12 protein-coding genes are annotated in these 14731 nt (G+C 66.3%); 7 read left to right on the top strand and 5 right to left on the bottom strand.

All coding sequences use genetic code 11. From position 1 onward, the window contains the following. Window positions 1-2: 2 nt before the first annotated feature. Both nosZ and ACN6PJ_RS10550 read right to left on the bottom strand, forming a co-directional pair. On the bottom strand, window positions 3-1919 hold the full coding sequence (nosZ, locus tag ACN6PJ_RS10555) for a TAT-dependent nitrous-oxide reductase (RefSeq protein ID WP_427995813.1): 1917 nt from the start codon (window positions 1917-1919) through the stop codon (window positions 3-5). A 114-nt stretch (window positions 1920-2033) separates the two neighbouring features. Beyond that, window positions 2034-4286, bottom strand: a complete 2253-nt coding sequence (locus ACN6PJ_RS10550; protein ID WP_427995812.1) for a 4Fe-4S binding protein — start codon at window positions 4284-4286, stop codon at window positions 2034-2036. 279 nt (window positions 4287-4565) lie between these two features. Here ACN6PJ_RS10550 and azu point away from each other — a divergent pair, with 279 nt between their 5' ends. The 3 genes from azu to ACN6PJ_RS10535 all read left to right on the top strand — a co-directional run bounded on the left by azu (window position 4566) and on the right by ACN6PJ_RS10535 (window position 7674). Continuing rightward, window positions 4566-5015, top strand: a complete 450-nt coding sequence (gene azu, locus ACN6PJ_RS10545; RefSeq protein ID WP_427995811.1) for an azurin — start codon at window positions 4566-4568, stop codon at window positions 5013-5015. 193 nt (window positions 5016-5208) lie between these two features. Further along, entirely contained in the window at window positions 5209-6792 is a 1584-nt protein-coding gene (locus tag ACN6PJ_RS10540) for a TerC family protein (RefSeq protein WP_427995810.1), read from the top strand. An 18-nt stretch (window positions 6793-6810) separates the two neighbouring features. After that, entirely contained in the window at window positions 6811-7674 is an 864-nt protein-coding gene (locus tag ACN6PJ_RS10535; protein WP_427995809.1) for an undecaprenyl-diphosphate phosphatase, read from the top strand. Window positions 7675-7898: 224 nt separating this feature from the next. Here ACN6PJ_RS10535 and ACN6PJ_RS10530 read toward each other — a convergent pair whose 3' ends face one another. The 3 genes from ACN6PJ_RS10530 to ACN6PJ_RS10520 all read right to left on the bottom strand — a co-directional run bounded on the left by ACN6PJ_RS10530 (window position 7899) and on the right by ACN6PJ_RS10520 (window position 9986). Further along, on the bottom strand, window positions 7899-8666 hold the full coding sequence (locus tag ACN6PJ_RS10530; RefSeq protein ID WP_427995808.1) for a UDP-2,3-diacylglucosamine diphosphatase: 768 nt from the start codon (window positions 8664-8666) through the stop codon (window positions 7899-7901). After that, complete coding sequence (locus ACN6PJ_RS10525) at window positions 8659-9168, bottom strand: peptidylprolyl isomerase (RefSeq protein WP_042794482.1); 510 nt, start codon at window positions 9166-9168, stop codon at window positions 8659-8661. Before ACN6PJ_RS10525 ends, ACN6PJ_RS10530 begins: the two co-directional genes overlap by 8 nt. Window positions 9169-9302: 134 nt before the next feature. Next, complete coding sequence (locus ACN6PJ_RS10520) at window positions 9303-9986, bottom strand: tetratricopeptide repeat protein (RefSeq protein WP_427995807.1); 684 nt, start codon at window positions 9984-9986, stop codon at window positions 9303-9305. 367 nt (window positions 9987-10353) lie between these two features. Between ACN6PJ_RS10520 and cysS the strand changes: the two genes are divergently transcribed. The 4 genes from cysS (at window position 10354) to tilS (ending at window position 14640) form a co-directional block, all read left to right on the top strand. Next, a complete protein-coding gene (cysS, locus tag ACN6PJ_RS10515) occupies window positions 10354-11808 on the top strand; it encodes a cysteine--tRNA ligase (protein ID WP_427995806.1) in 1455 nt (484 codons plus the stop codon). A gap of 20 nt (window positions 11809-11828) precedes the next feature. Continuing rightward, a complete protein-coding gene (locus ACN6PJ_RS10510) occupies window positions 11829-12473 on the top strand; it encodes a DNA-3-methyladenine glycosylase family protein (RefSeq protein ID WP_427995805.1) in 645 nt (214 codons plus the stop codon). Window positions 12474-12509: 36 nt separating this feature from the next. Then, window positions 12510-13475 carry an acetyl-CoA carboxylase carboxyltransferase subunit alpha gene (locus ACN6PJ_RS10505; RefSeq protein ID WP_427995804.1) on the top strand — a complete coding sequence of 322 codons (966 nt, stop codon included), beginning with the start codon at window positions 12510-12512 and terminating at the stop codon, window positions 13473-13475. A gap of 151 nt (window positions 13476-13626) precedes the next feature. Then, complete coding sequence (tilS, locus tag ACN6PJ_RS10500) at window positions 13627-14640, top strand: tRNA lysidine(34) synthetase TilS (protein ID WP_427996049.1); 1014 nt, start codon at window positions 13627-13629, stop codon at window positions 14638-14640. Window positions 14641-14731: the final 91 nt, after the last annotated feature.

Raw genomic sequence — 14731 nt, 5'->3', positions numbered from 1 at the left:
GGCTACGCGGTCTTCTTGGGATGCACGATCATCTGGCCGGACATTTCCATGTGCAGCGCGTGGCAGAACCATTGGCAGTAGTACCAGTACACGCCCGGCCGGTCCGCCGTGAACGTGACGGACGAGGTGGCCTGAGGCCCGATCTCCATGGCGATGCCGTGGCCCTCGAGCGTGAAGCCGTGCGTCAGGTCCTCGATGACCTCCATGTTCGTCACCACCACGGTGACCTCGTCGCCCTGGTTCACCTCGAATTTCTTCAGGCTGAACATCGGAGCGACCGCCATCATGTATACGCGGACCTTGTTGCCTTCGCGCACGACCTTGGCGGCGTCGTCGAGCGACACGCCATCCTTCTTGGCCATCTGGCGGGCGTCTTCCCACATGGGGTCGTCGCGCTTCCAGACGCTGAGAGGGTGGACCTTGGAGCGGTGGACCAGGCACATGTCGTGCGGCTCGGCGAAACTGGGGCCGTCATGCACCAGCTTCATCTCGTCGCCGGAAATGTCGATGAGCTGATCGTTCTCGGGCTTCAGGGGGCCGACGTTCAGGAAGCGGTCCTTGGAGAACTTGTTCAGCGACACCAGCCACTTGCCGTCGGCCTCGCGGGTTTCGCCCATGGTGGTGTGGTTGTGGCCCGGCTGGTAATGCACGTCCAGCTTCTGGATGATCGGGTCGACCTTCTCGCCCTTGAATGCGCGCTTGGCTTTGTCGATGTTCCACTTGACCATCTGGCTGTCGATGAACAGTGTGGTGTAGGCGTTGCCGCGGCCGTCGAACGCCGTGTGCAGGGGACCCAGGCCGAGCTGGGGTTCGGCTACCACGCAGTCGCGCGGCTTGATCTTGTCGTCGAACAGGTCATCCAGCGTGCGCACGTCCAGCACCGTCACGGTGGGCGACAGTTTGCCGTTGAGCACCACGTGGATGCCGTCGGGGGCGGCGTTGCAGCCGTGCGGCGAGTTCGGCACGGGGATGTAGCGGGTGTATTTGGAGCCGTGGCGGCCGTCGATCACCGGCACGCCGCCCATCATCTTGTAGTCGCCCTTCTTGACCGCTTCCTCGATGCGCTTGATGTTGAACACGACGACCCAGTCCTGCTCGTTGGCCGACATCTCTTCCACCGTGACGCCTTTCTCCGAGTTGTAGCAGGTGGAGAAGGAGTACTTGCCCTGGTAATCGGCGTCGCCGTTGTCCAGGTTGCCGTCGACCAGCACCTGCCAGGCGACCTTCATCGTGTCGCCATCGAGCGCGGTGTAGACGGCGAAGAAATTCTTCTTGGGATCGTCGAGCACCTTGCCGTCGTTGGGCAGGGGGGAAATGTGCTCGCCGTTGGCGAAGACGTAGCCGGTGCGCGGATAGCGTTGGGGCCGCAGGCCATGCACGCCCGACACGTTGGGCAGCTCGGTGATCTTGTCCGTCTTCATCACGTCGAGCCGGATGCGGGCGACGCGGTTGTTGGCCTTGTCGTTGATGAACAGGTAGCGGCCGTCGTAGGTGCGGTCGGTGAACGACAGGTGGGGGTGGTGCGCGTCGCCGTTCAGGAAGACGCCGCCCTTGTCCTTGAGGTATTCGCGGGTTTCGGGAGTCAGGCCCTCGGTAAGGATCTTGCGGCTTTCGTTCGTGCGGCCCCAGCCGGTGGCGCTGCAGTGGTTGAAGACCGGGATGCGGACCAGCTCGCGCATGGACGGCAGGCCCAGCACGCGGACTTCGCCCGACTGGCCGCTGGAGTTGAAGGCATAGTATTCGTCCAGTTCGCCGGGCCCGACGTGGCCCGGCACGCCATTGGCGCCGGCCTTCGCGTCCTTGCCGTGGGCGGTGGGGATGTGCGCGCCCGCCACCAGGCCAGCGGCGCCGGTGAAGGCGGCGGTTCCGAGGAAGCTGCGGCGTGTAAGGCCGGCCTTATCGGGGTTCTTGTCGGACATGGATAACTCCTAGGTAGGGACGGCGCAGGGCGCCGTGGTGTAAAAGCGGCCCCATCGCCGCGCCCGCTCCGCGGGCTTTCCGCCTCCGGATGGCCCGGAGGCGGCGACGGGGGATCAGGCTTCGGGTTGCGTGTTCGGATTCGGCGTGCGGTGAATGACGATCGGCTGTTCGGCGGATTCCGCCGGCGGACGGCGGCGTTCCCGCTTGGCCTTTTTCTGGATCAGGTGCGGGCACTTCTGGTCATGGTGGTAGAGCATCTGGCAATGCAGGCACTGGATGCATTCGTTCGGGTTGATTTCGCCGGTGGGGTCGATGGCCTGCACCGGGCATTCGAGATTGCAGCGCTGACAGGGATTGCCGCAATCGCGGTAGCGCCGCAGCCAATTGAAGATGCGCAGCCGGGCGGGGATGGCCAGGGCGGCCCCGAGCGGACAGAGGTAGCGGCAGAAGAAGCGTTCCACGAACAGGCCGGCCGCCAGCACCGCCAGGGCGAACACCACGAACGGCCAGTAGCGGACGAAGCGCAGGATGATCGCCGTCTTGAAGGGTTCGATCTCGGAGAGCTGTTCGGCCAGGGCCAGGTCGTACAGCGAGAAGCCGAAGAGCAGGAGGAAGATGACGTACTTCAGCGTCGACAGGCGCTGGTTCACGCCATGGCTGATCTTGACCTGGCGCACGCCCAGGCGCTTGGCGACGCGATTGGCCAGTTCCTGCAGCGCGCCGAACGGGCACAGCCAGCCGCAGAACGCGCCGCGGTTCCAGAACACCATCGAAATCGCCGTGGCGCACCACAGGATGAACACCAGCGGATCCATCAGGAAGTATTCCCAGCGGAAGTCGGCGCGCAGCGCGGAGAAGAAGGTCAGCACGTTCACGATGGACAGCTGGGCCTGGCCGTACCAGCCGATCCAGAACAGCGCGAAGGCCAGGAACGCCAGCCGCAGGCGGTCGTGCAGAAGCGGGCGGCTGGTGAGCTGGTCCTGGAAGAAGAAGATCCCCACGAGCACCAGCAGCGCCACGGTCAGGACGGCGACCTGTCCGGCCTTGCCGCGCCAGATCTGCTTCCAGAGCGCGGGCGCGGGGTCCTCCGCGGGGGCCGCCTGGGCTTGGGCGGGGGCGGCCGGACTTGCGGAGGCGGGCGCGGCGTCAGGGCGCGCGCCCTCGGCGGGCCGGGTGTAGGCCGCCGGCAGTTCATAGCCCAGGTCGAACGTGACGAACGCCTTGTCCTTGACGCTGAGCACGCGCTGCACCATGAGCTGCAGGCGCCAGGGCGCGACCGGATCGAGCCTGGCATCGTCGGGCACGACGAACAGCGCGACCTCGCGGAACGCCGGCGCTCCTGCCGCGGCGACGTCGGCCAGGCGCTGATGGTTGCGGTCCCTGAAGCGGAAACTGCTTTCGTCCTGGATGACTTCGATGCGGTCGAAGATGCCGCCGCGCACGTAGCCCGAACCCTTGAAGGAGTAGGCGCCGTTGCCCGCCACCAGCACGGCTTGCTGGCCGGGCTTCAGCCTTTCCTTCAGGCGCTGCCATTCCGTGTCGCCCAGCAGGCTGCGGCCGATGGCGGGCACGCTGACGAGCGCGGCGTAGAGGTCGATGAAGGTGTCCGAATCCGACGCGCCCTCGGCGCTTGCCGCGGCGTCGCTTCTGCCGGACTCCCGGAAGGCCTTGTCGACGTCCTCGGGCAACAGGCGCAGGTTGCGCACCGCGCCGGCGTCCAGCAGGGCCTGCCACGACTGCGGGGCGTCCCGCGCGTCGTCCACGACGCGGGCCGCTGCCGGCGCCGCCTGCTGCGCGGGGGCGGCCGTCTTGTCGATGCCATAGGCGCGGGCGACGGCGATGGCCGAACGCGTAATGCTATCGCCGATCACCATCAGCGTGACGGTGGCGCCGCTGATGATGTCCACCGGCGGCGGGGCGCCGTGGCGGGGCGGGGATTCGACGAAATTGAGGCCGACATAACCGCCGATGAAATGATCCACCTTCGCCTGCGGAATGCCGATGAGCACGATGGGTTCGTGATGCTCGACGAGCTTGGCGCCGACGATGCGGCCGTCGTTGGCCAGGGCGACCAGCACGTCGATGGGCTTGCTGGAATAGCCGCGTGTATTGACGACGTCGGAAGTCAGGTAGACGACGCCCACCTGGCGTCCGCCCGCGTAGGCTTTGGCGGCCATCGGTTTGCCGGCGGGGGCGTCGACGCGGTCCGCGCCGGGAAAGAGTTCGCCTATCGGCGTCGACGCCAGGAAATCGGGGAGCCGCTGCGCCTGCGCGATGCCGGCGCTCAGCGCGCATAGCAATAAGGCGAGAAATACCGCTTGGATGAATCGAGTGAACCTTGGCCCCGCCGCTGTGCTGCCTTGCATGCTCGAACTCTTTTTGTGTGCAATTGTTTGCAGGCATCCTACGAAGTTGGTGAACCTTCCGTATTGCGGTTTGTCAATGGGCGTTATTTCGGCGGCTGCATCGCGCCAATATCCCCACGCGGTATGGGGGTTTCCCGATTTTGCGGGGCTTGAACGAGACCGTATTGATGTCCGTCAATAGCGCGCTTGGCGCGGCATCCTAGACTTATGCGTGGCGGCAGCGACGCAGGCAGGTGCCTCGCGCGAGTCGAATGGCCGCCTTGATTACGGAGAGTCTCCATGCTGGCAAAAGCCACTCTAGCCATCGTTCTGTCCGCAGCCAGCCTGCCCGTGCTGGCCGCTCAATGCGAAGCAACCATCGAAAGCAACGACGCCATGCAGTACAACCTGAAGGAAATGGTCGTCGACAAAAGCTGCAAGCAATTCACCGTGCATCTCAAGCATGTCGGCAAGATGGCCAAGGTCGCCATGGGGCACAACTGGGTGCTCTCGAAAGAGGCCGACAAGCAGGGCGTCGCCACGGACGGCATGAACGCCGGCCTGGCCCAGGACTACGTGAAGGCGGGCGATACCCGCGTCATCGCGCACACCAAGGTCATCGGCGGCGGCGAATCGGATTCGGTGACGTTCGACGTGTCCAAGCTGACCCCGGGCGAAGCCTATGCATACTTCTGCTCGTTCCCCGGTCACTGGGCCATGATGAAGGGCACGCTCAAGCTGGGCAATTGATCGGTCCCCATAAAGCGGATACCGGCCCCTGGCCGGTTTTTTTTTCGCCTTTCGGCGCGGGCTGGCGGCGGAAAAAGCCCTGGTTCCTACGGACTAAACCGCCTGCGCGTCAGGCTTACGGAGGGGGCGCGTCACCGGCGTGTCACGGATTTTCCATGTACGATTACCGGTCGTGTAACTTCTGGAGCTCCTGATGGAGTGGCTGCTGGACCCCACCGCGTGGGTCGGCTTGCTTACCCTGGTCGTCCTTGAGATCGTCCTGGGAATCGATAACCTGATTTTCATCGCCATCCTGGCGGACAAGCTGCCCCCTGCGCAACGCGACCGCGCGCGCATCATGGGCCTGAGCCTGGCGCTCGTCATGCGTTTGGGCCTCTTGTCGGTCATGTCATGGCTGGTCACGCTGACCGCCCCCCTGTTTTCCATCGGCCCGCTGTCATTCTCGGGGCGCGACCTGATCCTGATGATCGGCGGCCTGTTCCTGCTGTTCAAGGGCACCATGGAACTGCATGAGCGCCTCGAAGGCAACCAGCACGGCGGCTCCTCGGGGCCGCGCGTGTATGCCAGCTTCTGGGTGATCGTCACGCAGATCGTGGTGCTGGACGCGGTGTTTTCGCTGGATTCCGTCATCACGGCCGTCGGCATGGTGGACCACCTGGCCATCATGATGATCGCGGTCGTCATCGCGATCGGCATCATGCTGCTGGCGTCCAAGCCGCTGACGCGCTTCGTGAACGCCCACCCGACGGTGGTGGTGCTGTGCCTGGGCTTCCTGCTGATGATCGGCTTTTCGCTGCTGGCGGAGGCGTTCGGCTTCAAGGTGCCGAAGGGCTACCTGTACGCGGCGATCGGCTTTTCGGTCGCGATCGAGGCGCTCAACCAGGTGGCGCGCCGCAACCTGCTCAAGCTGGACGCGCGCCGCCCGATGCGGGAACGGACAGCCTCGGCGGTGCTGCGCATGCTGGGCAAGCGGCCGCCGGCCGATGAGCCCGACCTGCCCAGCGCCGACGGCCCGGCCGTCCCGGCGTTCGGCGTCGAGGAGCGCAACATGGTCAGCGGCGTGCTCACGCTGGCCGAGCGTTCGATCCGCTCCATCATGACGCCCCGGACGGACGTTTCCTGGATCAACATCGACGACGACCCGGAGACCATCCGCGGCCAGCTGACCGAGGCGCCGCACAGCTTCTTCCCGGTATGCCGCGGTTCGCTGGACGAGGTGCTGGGCATCGGCCGCGCCAAGGACCTGGTGGCCGACCTGATCACCGAGGGGAGGGTGCGCCGCAACCGCCTGCGCGATCCCATCATCGTGCACGAATCCATCGGCATCCTGCGCCTGATGGACACCCTCAAGCGCTCGCGCGGCCAGCTCGTGCTGGTGGCCGACGAATTCGGGGCGATCGAGGGGCTGGTGACGCCCATCGACGTCTTCGAGGCGATCGCCGGCGAATTCCCCGACGAGGACGAGCTGCCCGACATTGTCGCGGATGGCGAAAATACCTGGAAAATCGACGGCGCCGCCGACCTGCACCACGTCGAGCAGGTGCTCGAGACCGAGGGCCTGGTCGACGATGCCCAGGACTTCTCCACCCTGGCGGGCTACCTGCTGTCGCGCTTCGGGCATCTGCCCAAACCCGGCGATGTCTGCGAATACGAAATCCATCACGACCATTTCCGCTTCGAAGTCCTGGAGATGGACGGCCGCCGCATCGCCCTGGTGCGCGTGGAGAAACGGCCCCACGAGCTGCATGCCGACGACGCCTCCCTTGCCAACGACTAACTGGACCGACCCCGCATCGTGACCGAAAACGCGCTATATCTGATCAAAGCTTTCGTCCTGGGCATCATCGAGGGCCTGACGGAATTCATCCCCGTGTCCAGCACCGGCCACCTCATCCTGGTGGGCGACTGGATAAACTTCCAGTCCAGCCAGGGCAAGGTCTTCGAGGTGGTGATCCAGCTGGGCTCCATCCTCGCGGTGATGTGGGTTTTCCGCTCGCGCCTGTTGCGGCTGGTGCGCGGCACGCTGACCGGCGTGCCCAGCGAGGTGGCCTTCACCCGCAACCTGATCATCGCGTTCCTGCCGGCCGCCGTCGTCGGGGCGATCTTCATCAAGTCCATCAAGGGCATCTTCTACCATCCCGGCGTGGTGGTCGTGACCCTGGTGCTGGGCGGCCTCATCATGCTGTACGTGGAGCGCAAGACGCACCACACGCCGGGAGACCAGCCGGGCGCGGCCGACGACACCGCCTCCGACGAGCGCGCCACGGCCCGCACGCTGGAACAGATCTCCTGGAAACAGGCGCTGGGAGTGGGCGTGGCGCAATGCCTGGCCATGATCCCCGGCACTTCGCGTTCAGGGGCCACCATCATCGGCGGCATGATCGCCGGCATCCAGCGCAAGACGGCGACGGAGTTCTCGTTCTTCCTCGCCATGCCGACGATGCTGGGCGCCGCCGTCTACGACATGTACAAGAATTTCGATCTGCTTACCCAGCACGATCTGTCGGGCATCGCGGTGGGCTTCGTCGCGGCCTTCCTGAGCGCCATGGTGGTGGTGCGGGCCGTGCTGCGCTTCGTCGCCAACCACACGTACCGCGTCTTCGCCTGGTACCGGATCGTTTTCGGGGCGGTGGTGGCGGCCTGGATCTTCACCCGCTGACGGTCTTCGCCGCGGCAAAAAAAAAAGGCCCGAGGGCCCTTTTGTAGGATGGGTGGAGCGCGAGAATTTTTAAGCTAGAACACCGCCATCCATCGCGCGAAACCCATGCGGCCGTGGGCAGACAGTGCCCGGCATTGACCAAAAAACAGTCTGCTCACAGCCGCAAGGGTTTCGCGCGTTGAGCACCGAGGTTCTTGCCTGGGAACTGCCGCGCCTCACCCATCCTACGCTTCCAAATCGTAGAACTGCAGGCCGTCGCGGTCGATGACCAGCCATCCGCCGCGCGGCGGGGTGGCGTGGTCGCAGTCCCAGTCGGGCAGCACCCAGCGTTCGCACTTCTTGCCGTCGACGTCCAGCACGTGGCGGGCGGGGCGGTGCGTATGGCCGTGCACCAGCACGCGCACGCCCGTGTCGCGGAAGACCCCTTCGATGGCGCCGGCATTGACGTCCATGATTTCCATGGATTTCGTCTGGTTGGCCGCCTGGCTCTCGCCGCGGGCCTGCTGCGCCATGGCCAGCCGTTCGGGGATGGTCTTGGCCAGGAACTCCGCCTGCCACCGGGGATTGCGGACCATCTGGCGGAACTGCTGGTACGCGGCGTCGTCGGTACAGAATTCATCGCCGTGCGTCAGCAGGACCGGACCGAAATCCGTTTCCAGCAGCGCGGGCTCGGGCAGCAGCCGGGCGCCCAGGGCGCGGGCGAGTTCCTCGCCGATGAGGAAGTCGCGGTTGCCGCGGCCGAGCCACACGGGAATGCGCGCGGCGGTTTCCCGCAGCGCCGTCAACGCCGTGGCAAGCCACGGCGGCGCGGCGCGGATCACGTCGTCGCCGATCCAGGCATCGAAGATGTCGCCCGGCAGCAGCAGGGCGGCGGCTTCTTCCTGGGCCGCCTGCAGGAAGGCCAGGAAGGCCTCCGAGGTGGCCGGCGTGGCCGGCCCCAGGTGCAGGTCGGACGCCAGCCAGATGGGGCCGGACAGGCTGATCTTATTCAAGAACTTCGGCCTTCTCGATGATGACGTCCTCGTTCGGGACGTTCTGGTGGAAGCCCTTGTTGCCGGTCTTCACGCCCTTGATCTTGTCGACCACGTCCGTGCCTTCGGTCACGGTGCCGAACACGGCGTAGCCCCAGCCGTTCGGGGTGGGGGCCGTGAAGTTCAGGAAATCGTTGTTGGACACGTTGATGAAGAACTGCGCCGTGGCCGAGTGCGGATCGCTGGTGCGGGCCATGGCCAGGGTGTACTTGTCGTTCTTCAGGCCGTTGTTGGCTTCGTTTTCGATGGGGGCATGGGTCTGCTTCTGCTTCATGCCGGGTTCGAAGCCGCCGCCCTGGATCATGAAGCCATCGATCACGCGGTGGAACACCGTGCCGTTGTAGAAGCCTTCCTTGACGTAGGTCAGGAAGTTCTCGACGGTCTTGGGAGCCTTGGCGGCATCCAGGGTGATGACCATGTCGCCTTGGTTCGTTTGAAGCTTGACGCGGGGATTGGTGCTCATGGCTTTTGTGCCTTCAGAGGTGGAGGTGGAAGAGGATGCCGCCGGGGCGGCGCTGACGAGCGCCGGCGCGAATGCGGCCAGCGCGAACGAGCACGCCGTCAGGCGCAGCAGGTGGAGAGGAGAAAATCGGGACATCATTTGCCTTGTTTATCCTTCAACATGGTTTCGACTTCACGGGCCTTGTCCTGCATGCCGGGCACGCCATCCTTGGCGGCCTTCTTGTAGGTGCGCAGGGCCTGCAGGAGTTGCAGGTCGCCCAGGTTGGCGCGCGCGGCGGCGTAGCCCGGATCGGCGCGCAGGGCCATTTCCAGGGCGTCCTGCGCCTTTTCGAGCTCGCCGCGGCCCGCATATAGGGCAGCCAGATTGTTCCAAGGTTCCGGAAGCTCGGGGAACCGGGTGGTCATTTCGGTATAGACGTCGATGGCCTCGTTCGTGCGGTGCAGGGCGGCCAGCGCGCGCGCGTGCTGGAACATCAGCTGCACGTCGGTGCCGCGCTGGTTCTTGATTTCCTCCGTGCGCTTTTCGATCAGGGCAAGGGCTTCTTCGTTGTCGCCGCGGTTCAGCAGGCGTTCGATGTGCGTCGTGATCTGCGAAGGCGAGGGCGTCAGCCGCGTGTCGACGCCGGGCTTGATGGCTTCCAGCAGATTGGCCAGGCCTTCCCAGCCGCCTTCGGGCGGGATGGGATCCAGGGTGGTGCGGCTGGCGTTGGGATTTTCGCCCCCGCCGCCGGCCATGGACTGGGCAAGAGAGGCTCCAACCGGCGCGCTCGCCAGGGCCAGAGCGAGCAGGGCGACGCGAAAGCGCGGCTTGATAGTCACGTGGTCATCCGTTAAAAGTCGTGGCGGGTCATCGCTTACGCGTGCGACCGGGCCGCTTGCTATACTTGACGACCACCATTTTAGCCTCGGTTGGGTTTTGGCTCGACATTGGGCGAGGGGGCCGGCAAGTATCGCCGGAAATGCAGTCCCGGAAAGAGGATTGGAAGAACGATCGGAAAAGCGATCGGACTACGGTCGGAAAACGATGCCGGGGCTGGGGGGACGGAGTTTGGGCACGGATTCTGGATGCGGGGGGCCGCATGCGGGATCCGATCCGGCCCGGCGGCACGCGTCGAGGGTATTTTCCTTCGACGGCAACTTTCCGCAACCGCCACGGAAAATTTAGACAAAGCCGAAATAGAGCGCCATGCTGCAAATCTACAACACGTTATCGCGTACCAAAGAACCGTTCAAGCCGGCCCAGCCCGGCCAGGTGCGCATGTACGTGTGCGGCATGACCGTCTACGATTTCTGCCATCTGGGCCATGCCCGCATGCTGGTGTCCTTCGATGTGGTGCAGCGCTGGCTGCGCGCCAGCGGCCTGGCGGTCGACTACGTGCGCAACATCACCGACATCGACGACAAGATCATCCGCCGCGCCGTCGAGACCGGCCGCCGCATCGGCGAGGTCACCGAGTTCTACATCGACGCCATGCACGCCGACGAGCGCGCGCTGGGTGTCGAGACGCCCGACCGCGAGCCCCGCGCCACCCAGTACGTGGGCGAGATGCTGGACATCATCGGCAAGCTGGAGCAGAACGGCCTGGCCTACCAGGCCGACGACGGCGACGTGAACTACGCCGTGCGCGGCTTCGCGGGCTACGGCAAGCTGTCCGGCAAGACGCTGGACGACCTGCGCGCCGGCGAGCGGGTGGCCGTGGGTTCGGCCAAGCGCGATCCGCTGGATTTCGTGCTCTGGAAGTCGGCCAAGGCCGAGGAGCCCGCCGATACCAAGTGGGAATCGCCCTACGGCCTGGGCCGCCCGGGCTGGCACATCGAGTGCTCGGCCATGAGCAAGGCGCTGCTAGGGCTGCCGCTGGACATCCACGGCGGCGGTCCGGACCTGAAGTTCCCGCACCACGAAAACGAAATCGCCCAGACCGAAGGCGCCTTCGGCGGCACCCTGGCCAATATCTGGATGCACTGCGGCCCGCTGATGGTCGATTCGGACAAGATGTCCAAGTCCCTGGGCAATTTCCGCACCATCCGCCAGACCGTCGCGCTGGAAGAGCCGGCGGCCGACCAGGCCACGTACCGCGTCAATCCGCGCGAAGCCGAAATGGTGCGCTTCTTCATCGTGCGCAACCACTACCGCAGCCCGCAGAACTACACGCCGGACAACCTGATCGACGCGCAGAACGCGCTGGACCGCCTGTACCAGGCGCTGCAGAACGTTGCCGCCGACGACCAGGGCATCGACTGGAACGAGCCCCAGGCCCAGGCCTTCAAGGCGGCCATGGACGATGACTTCAACACCTCCGGCGCCGTGGCGGCCCTGTTCGAACTGGCCTCCGAGGCCAACCGCGGCAAGAGCGCGCGCAGCGCGGGCCAGTTGAAGGCGCTGGCGGCCCTGCTGGGCCTGCTGCAGCAGGAGCCGGCGGCCTATTTCCAGTCGCCCACCCGCTATTCGGCCGTTGCGATGGAACAGGGCGAGCGCCGCGCGCTGGACGCCGAGGCCATCCAGGCCCTGATCGACGCGCGCGCAGCGGCCAAGGCCGCCCGCAACTTCGCCGAGGCGGACCGGATCCGCGCGGAACTGCGCGAGGCCGGCATCGAGCTGGACGACAAGCCGGGCGGCCTGACGCAATGGCGTCGCGCTTGAGCCGCCAGGATACGCCCGCCATGTCCACCGCCGATCTCGACATTCCCAAGCCTGAGTATTGGGAAACCGCCGTAGCCCACCTGATGCGGCGCGACCGCATCCTGAAGAAGATCATCCCCCAGCACCCGGAGGTCTGGCTGACCTCCCGCGGCACGCCTTTCGTGACGCTGGCGCGGGCGATCATCGGGCAGCAAGTGTCCCCCAAGGCGGCCGACGCCGCCTGGACCAAGTTCATCGACGCCGTGGGCAAGCGCCCCACGCCCGTCGCCGTGCTGCGCGTGGGCCTCGAGGGCCTGCGCGCGGCCGGCCTGTCCCAGCGCAAGGCCGAGTACGTGCTCGACCTGGCCGTGCATTTCGGCGAACGGCGGGTGCATCCGGAGAAATGGGCGGCCATGGACGACGAAGCCGTCATTTCGGAGCTGATTGCCATCCGCGGCATCGGACGCTGGACGGCGGAGATGTTTTTGATTTTCAATCTGCAGCGGCCTGACGTCTTGCCGCTGGATGATCCTGGGTTGCTCAAGGCAATCTCGCTACACTATTTCAGCGGCGAGCCTGTCTCTCGCTTCGAGGCTCGCGAAGTCTCGTTGGCGTGGCAACCCTGGCGTACCGTGGCGACCTGGTATCTGTGGCGCAGCCTGGACCCGACTCCGGTCCAGTACTGACGCACCCCGGGCAGCCCATCTACGGAACCACACTACATGCGCAATACATTCCTGGAATTCGAACAACCGCTCGCCGAGCTTGAAAACAAGATCGAGCAGCTGCGCTACGTGCAGGCCGATTCGGCGGTGGACATCTCCGACGAAATCGGACGTCTGCAGCAGAAGAGCCAGACCTTGGCCAAGGAAATCTACGCCAAGCTCACGCCTTGGCAGACGGCGCTGGTCGCCCGCCACCCCCAGCGCCCCTACACGCTGGACTACGTGCGCGAAATGTTCACCGACTTCCATGAACTGCACGGCGACCGCATGTACGCCGACGACCAGTCCATCGTCGGCGGCCTGGCGCGCTTCAACGGCACGCCCTGCATGGTCATCGGCCACCAGAAGGGCCGCGACACCAAGGAACGCGCCGCGCGCAATTTCGGCATGCCGCGTCCGGAAGGCTATCGCAAGGCCCTGCGCCTGATGCGCCTGGCCGAGAAGTTCGGCATTCCCGTGTTCACGTTCGTCGACACCCCGGGCGCCTATCCCGGCATTGGCGCGGAAGAGCGCGGCCAATCGGAAGCCATCGGCCACAACCTCTATGCCATGGCCGAGCTGAAGGTGCCGGTCATCGTCACGATCATCGGCGAAGGCGGCTCGGGCGGCGCGCTGGCCATCGCCGTGGGCAATGCCGTGCTGATGCTGCAGTACGCGACCTACGCCGTCATCTCGCCCGAGGGCTGCGCGTCCATCCTGTGGCGCAGCGCCGAGAAGGCGCCGGAGGCCGCTGAAGCGCTGGCCATCATCGCGCCCCGCCTGAAGGATCTGGGCCTGGTGGACCGCGTCGTCAACGAGCCCGTCGGCGGCGCCCACCGCGATCCCCGCGTCATGGCCCGCCTGCTGCGCCGCGCGCTGGGCGACGCCCTGCGCCAGCTTCAGGGCATGACGCCCGAACAGCTCGTGGAGCAGCGCGTCCAGCGCCTGCTGTCCTACGGCGCCTTCCAGGAAGTGCGCGCCTGAAGCGGGCCCGGGCGCCGGCTCCGCGCCGGCGCAACGGCCACGCGCCACGCGCCATCCCCTCATGACCGCCCGCCAAGCGCCCGATACCCCCGATCGGGCCGAGGCGGGCGCGTTTCTTCCGCTTCCCCAGTCTCCCGAGCTCGCCGGCGCCCTGCGCCGCGCGCTGCTTGCCTTGCCCGAGCGCCCCGCGCGCGTAGGCGTGGCGGTGAGCGGCGGGGCGGATTCGGCGATGCTCGCCGTGCATGCGGCCGCCGTGGCGCGCGAGCTCGGCATCGGTATCGCGCTGTTCCATGTGCATCACGGCCTCGTGGCCGATGCCGACGAGTGGGGGAAACAGGTGCGCGCCCTGGCGGACCTGCTGGCGCTGCCCGTGTCCGAGGTCCGCGTCCAGGTCGAACTGGCGGCCGGCAGGGGCATCGAGGCGGCCGCGCGCGACGCCCGTTACGCCGCGCTGGCGCGACTGGCGCGCGACCAGGGAACGAGCCATGTGCTCCTGGCCCATCATCGCAACGACCAGGCGGAAACCGTGATCCTGCGCCTGCTGCGCGGCACGGGGCTGTCGGGCATGGCGGCCATGGCGCCCGTCTCGCGGCGCGATGGCGTGGTGTACGTGAGGCCCTGGCTGGACATCGGCCGCGAAGCCATCCTGCGGGCGGCTGAGGCCGTCGAGGCGGCCAGCGGCTGGCGTCCGGTGCAGGACCCCACCAACGCCGACTCCCGCTATACGCGGGCGGCCCTGCGGCAGATGCTGGCTCCGGTGCTGGACGCCCGTTGGCCGGGCTGGCGCGCCATCGTGGCCCGGCACGCGCGCCACATGGCGGACGCGGCCGAGATCCTGGACGACGTGGCGCGCGAGGATTTCGCCGCGCTCGAGCCGAGCCCGGACGGGGCCAGCTTCTCGCTGCGGGCGTGGCGCGGTCTGTCAGAGGCGCGGCAGGCGCACGTCCTGCGCCATTGGCTGGCGCGCAATGGCGCCCGTATGCCTACCGACGCCCGGATGCGGGACCTGCTGCGCCAACTGCGCGGCTTGCACAGCCTGGGCCACGACCGACAGCTGCGGGTGGAGCAGGCCGGACACGTCATCCGTTGCCACAGGGGCAGGGTCTGGGTGGAGCCGCGGGAACCCGGCGCCAAGGCGCGCGCCCCGCGAAATTCCCCGGATTAGCCGCCGCATGGACAGAAAATTGCGCAAACTGCGCAAAATTTTACCGTCGCGCTAGAATATACGGCTTTGCCCGTCAACCTTTTGCGGCGGG

Source organism: Achromobacter sp. (assembly GCF_050285585.1).
Lineage (GTDB): Bacteria > Pseudomonadota > Gammaproteobacteria > Burkholderiales > Burkholderiaceae_B > Achromobacter.
The sequence above is the reverse complement of the archived record's forward strand: the minus strand, read 5'-3'. Positions and strand labels throughout refer to the sequence as shown.

Coding starts and splice junctions, on each gene's coding strand:
- cysS (WP_427995806.1), top strand. CDS start 10,354: ATGCTGCAAATCTACAACACGTTATCGCGTACCAAAGAACCGTTCAAG.
- ACN6PJ_RS10540 (WP_427995810.1), top strand. CDS start 5,209: ATGGAGTGGCTGCTGGACCCCACCGCGTGGGTCGGCTTGCTTACCCTG.
- azu (WP_427995811.1), top strand. CDS start 4,566: ATGCTGGCAAAAGCCACTCTAGCCATCGTTCTGTCCGCAGCCAGCCTG.
- ACN6PJ_RS10510 (WP_427995805.1), top strand. CDS start 11,829: ATGTCCACCGCCGATCTCGACATTCCCAAGCCTGAGTATTGGGAAACC.
- nosZ (WP_427995813.1), bottom strand. CDS start 1,919: ATGTCCGACAAGAACCCCGATAAGGCCGGCCTTACACGCCGCAGCTTC.
- ACN6PJ_RS10550 (WP_427995812.1), bottom strand. CDS start 4,286: ATGCAAGGCAGCACAGCGGCGGGGCCAAGGTTCACTCGATTCATCCAA.
- ACN6PJ_RS10525 (WP_042794482.1), bottom strand. CDS start 9,168: ATGAGCACCAATCCCCGCGTCAAGCTTCAAACGAACCAAGGCGACATG.
- ACN6PJ_RS10505 (WP_427995804.1), top strand. CDS start 12,510: ATGCGCAATACATTCCTGGAATTCGAACAACCGCTCGCCGAGCTTGAA.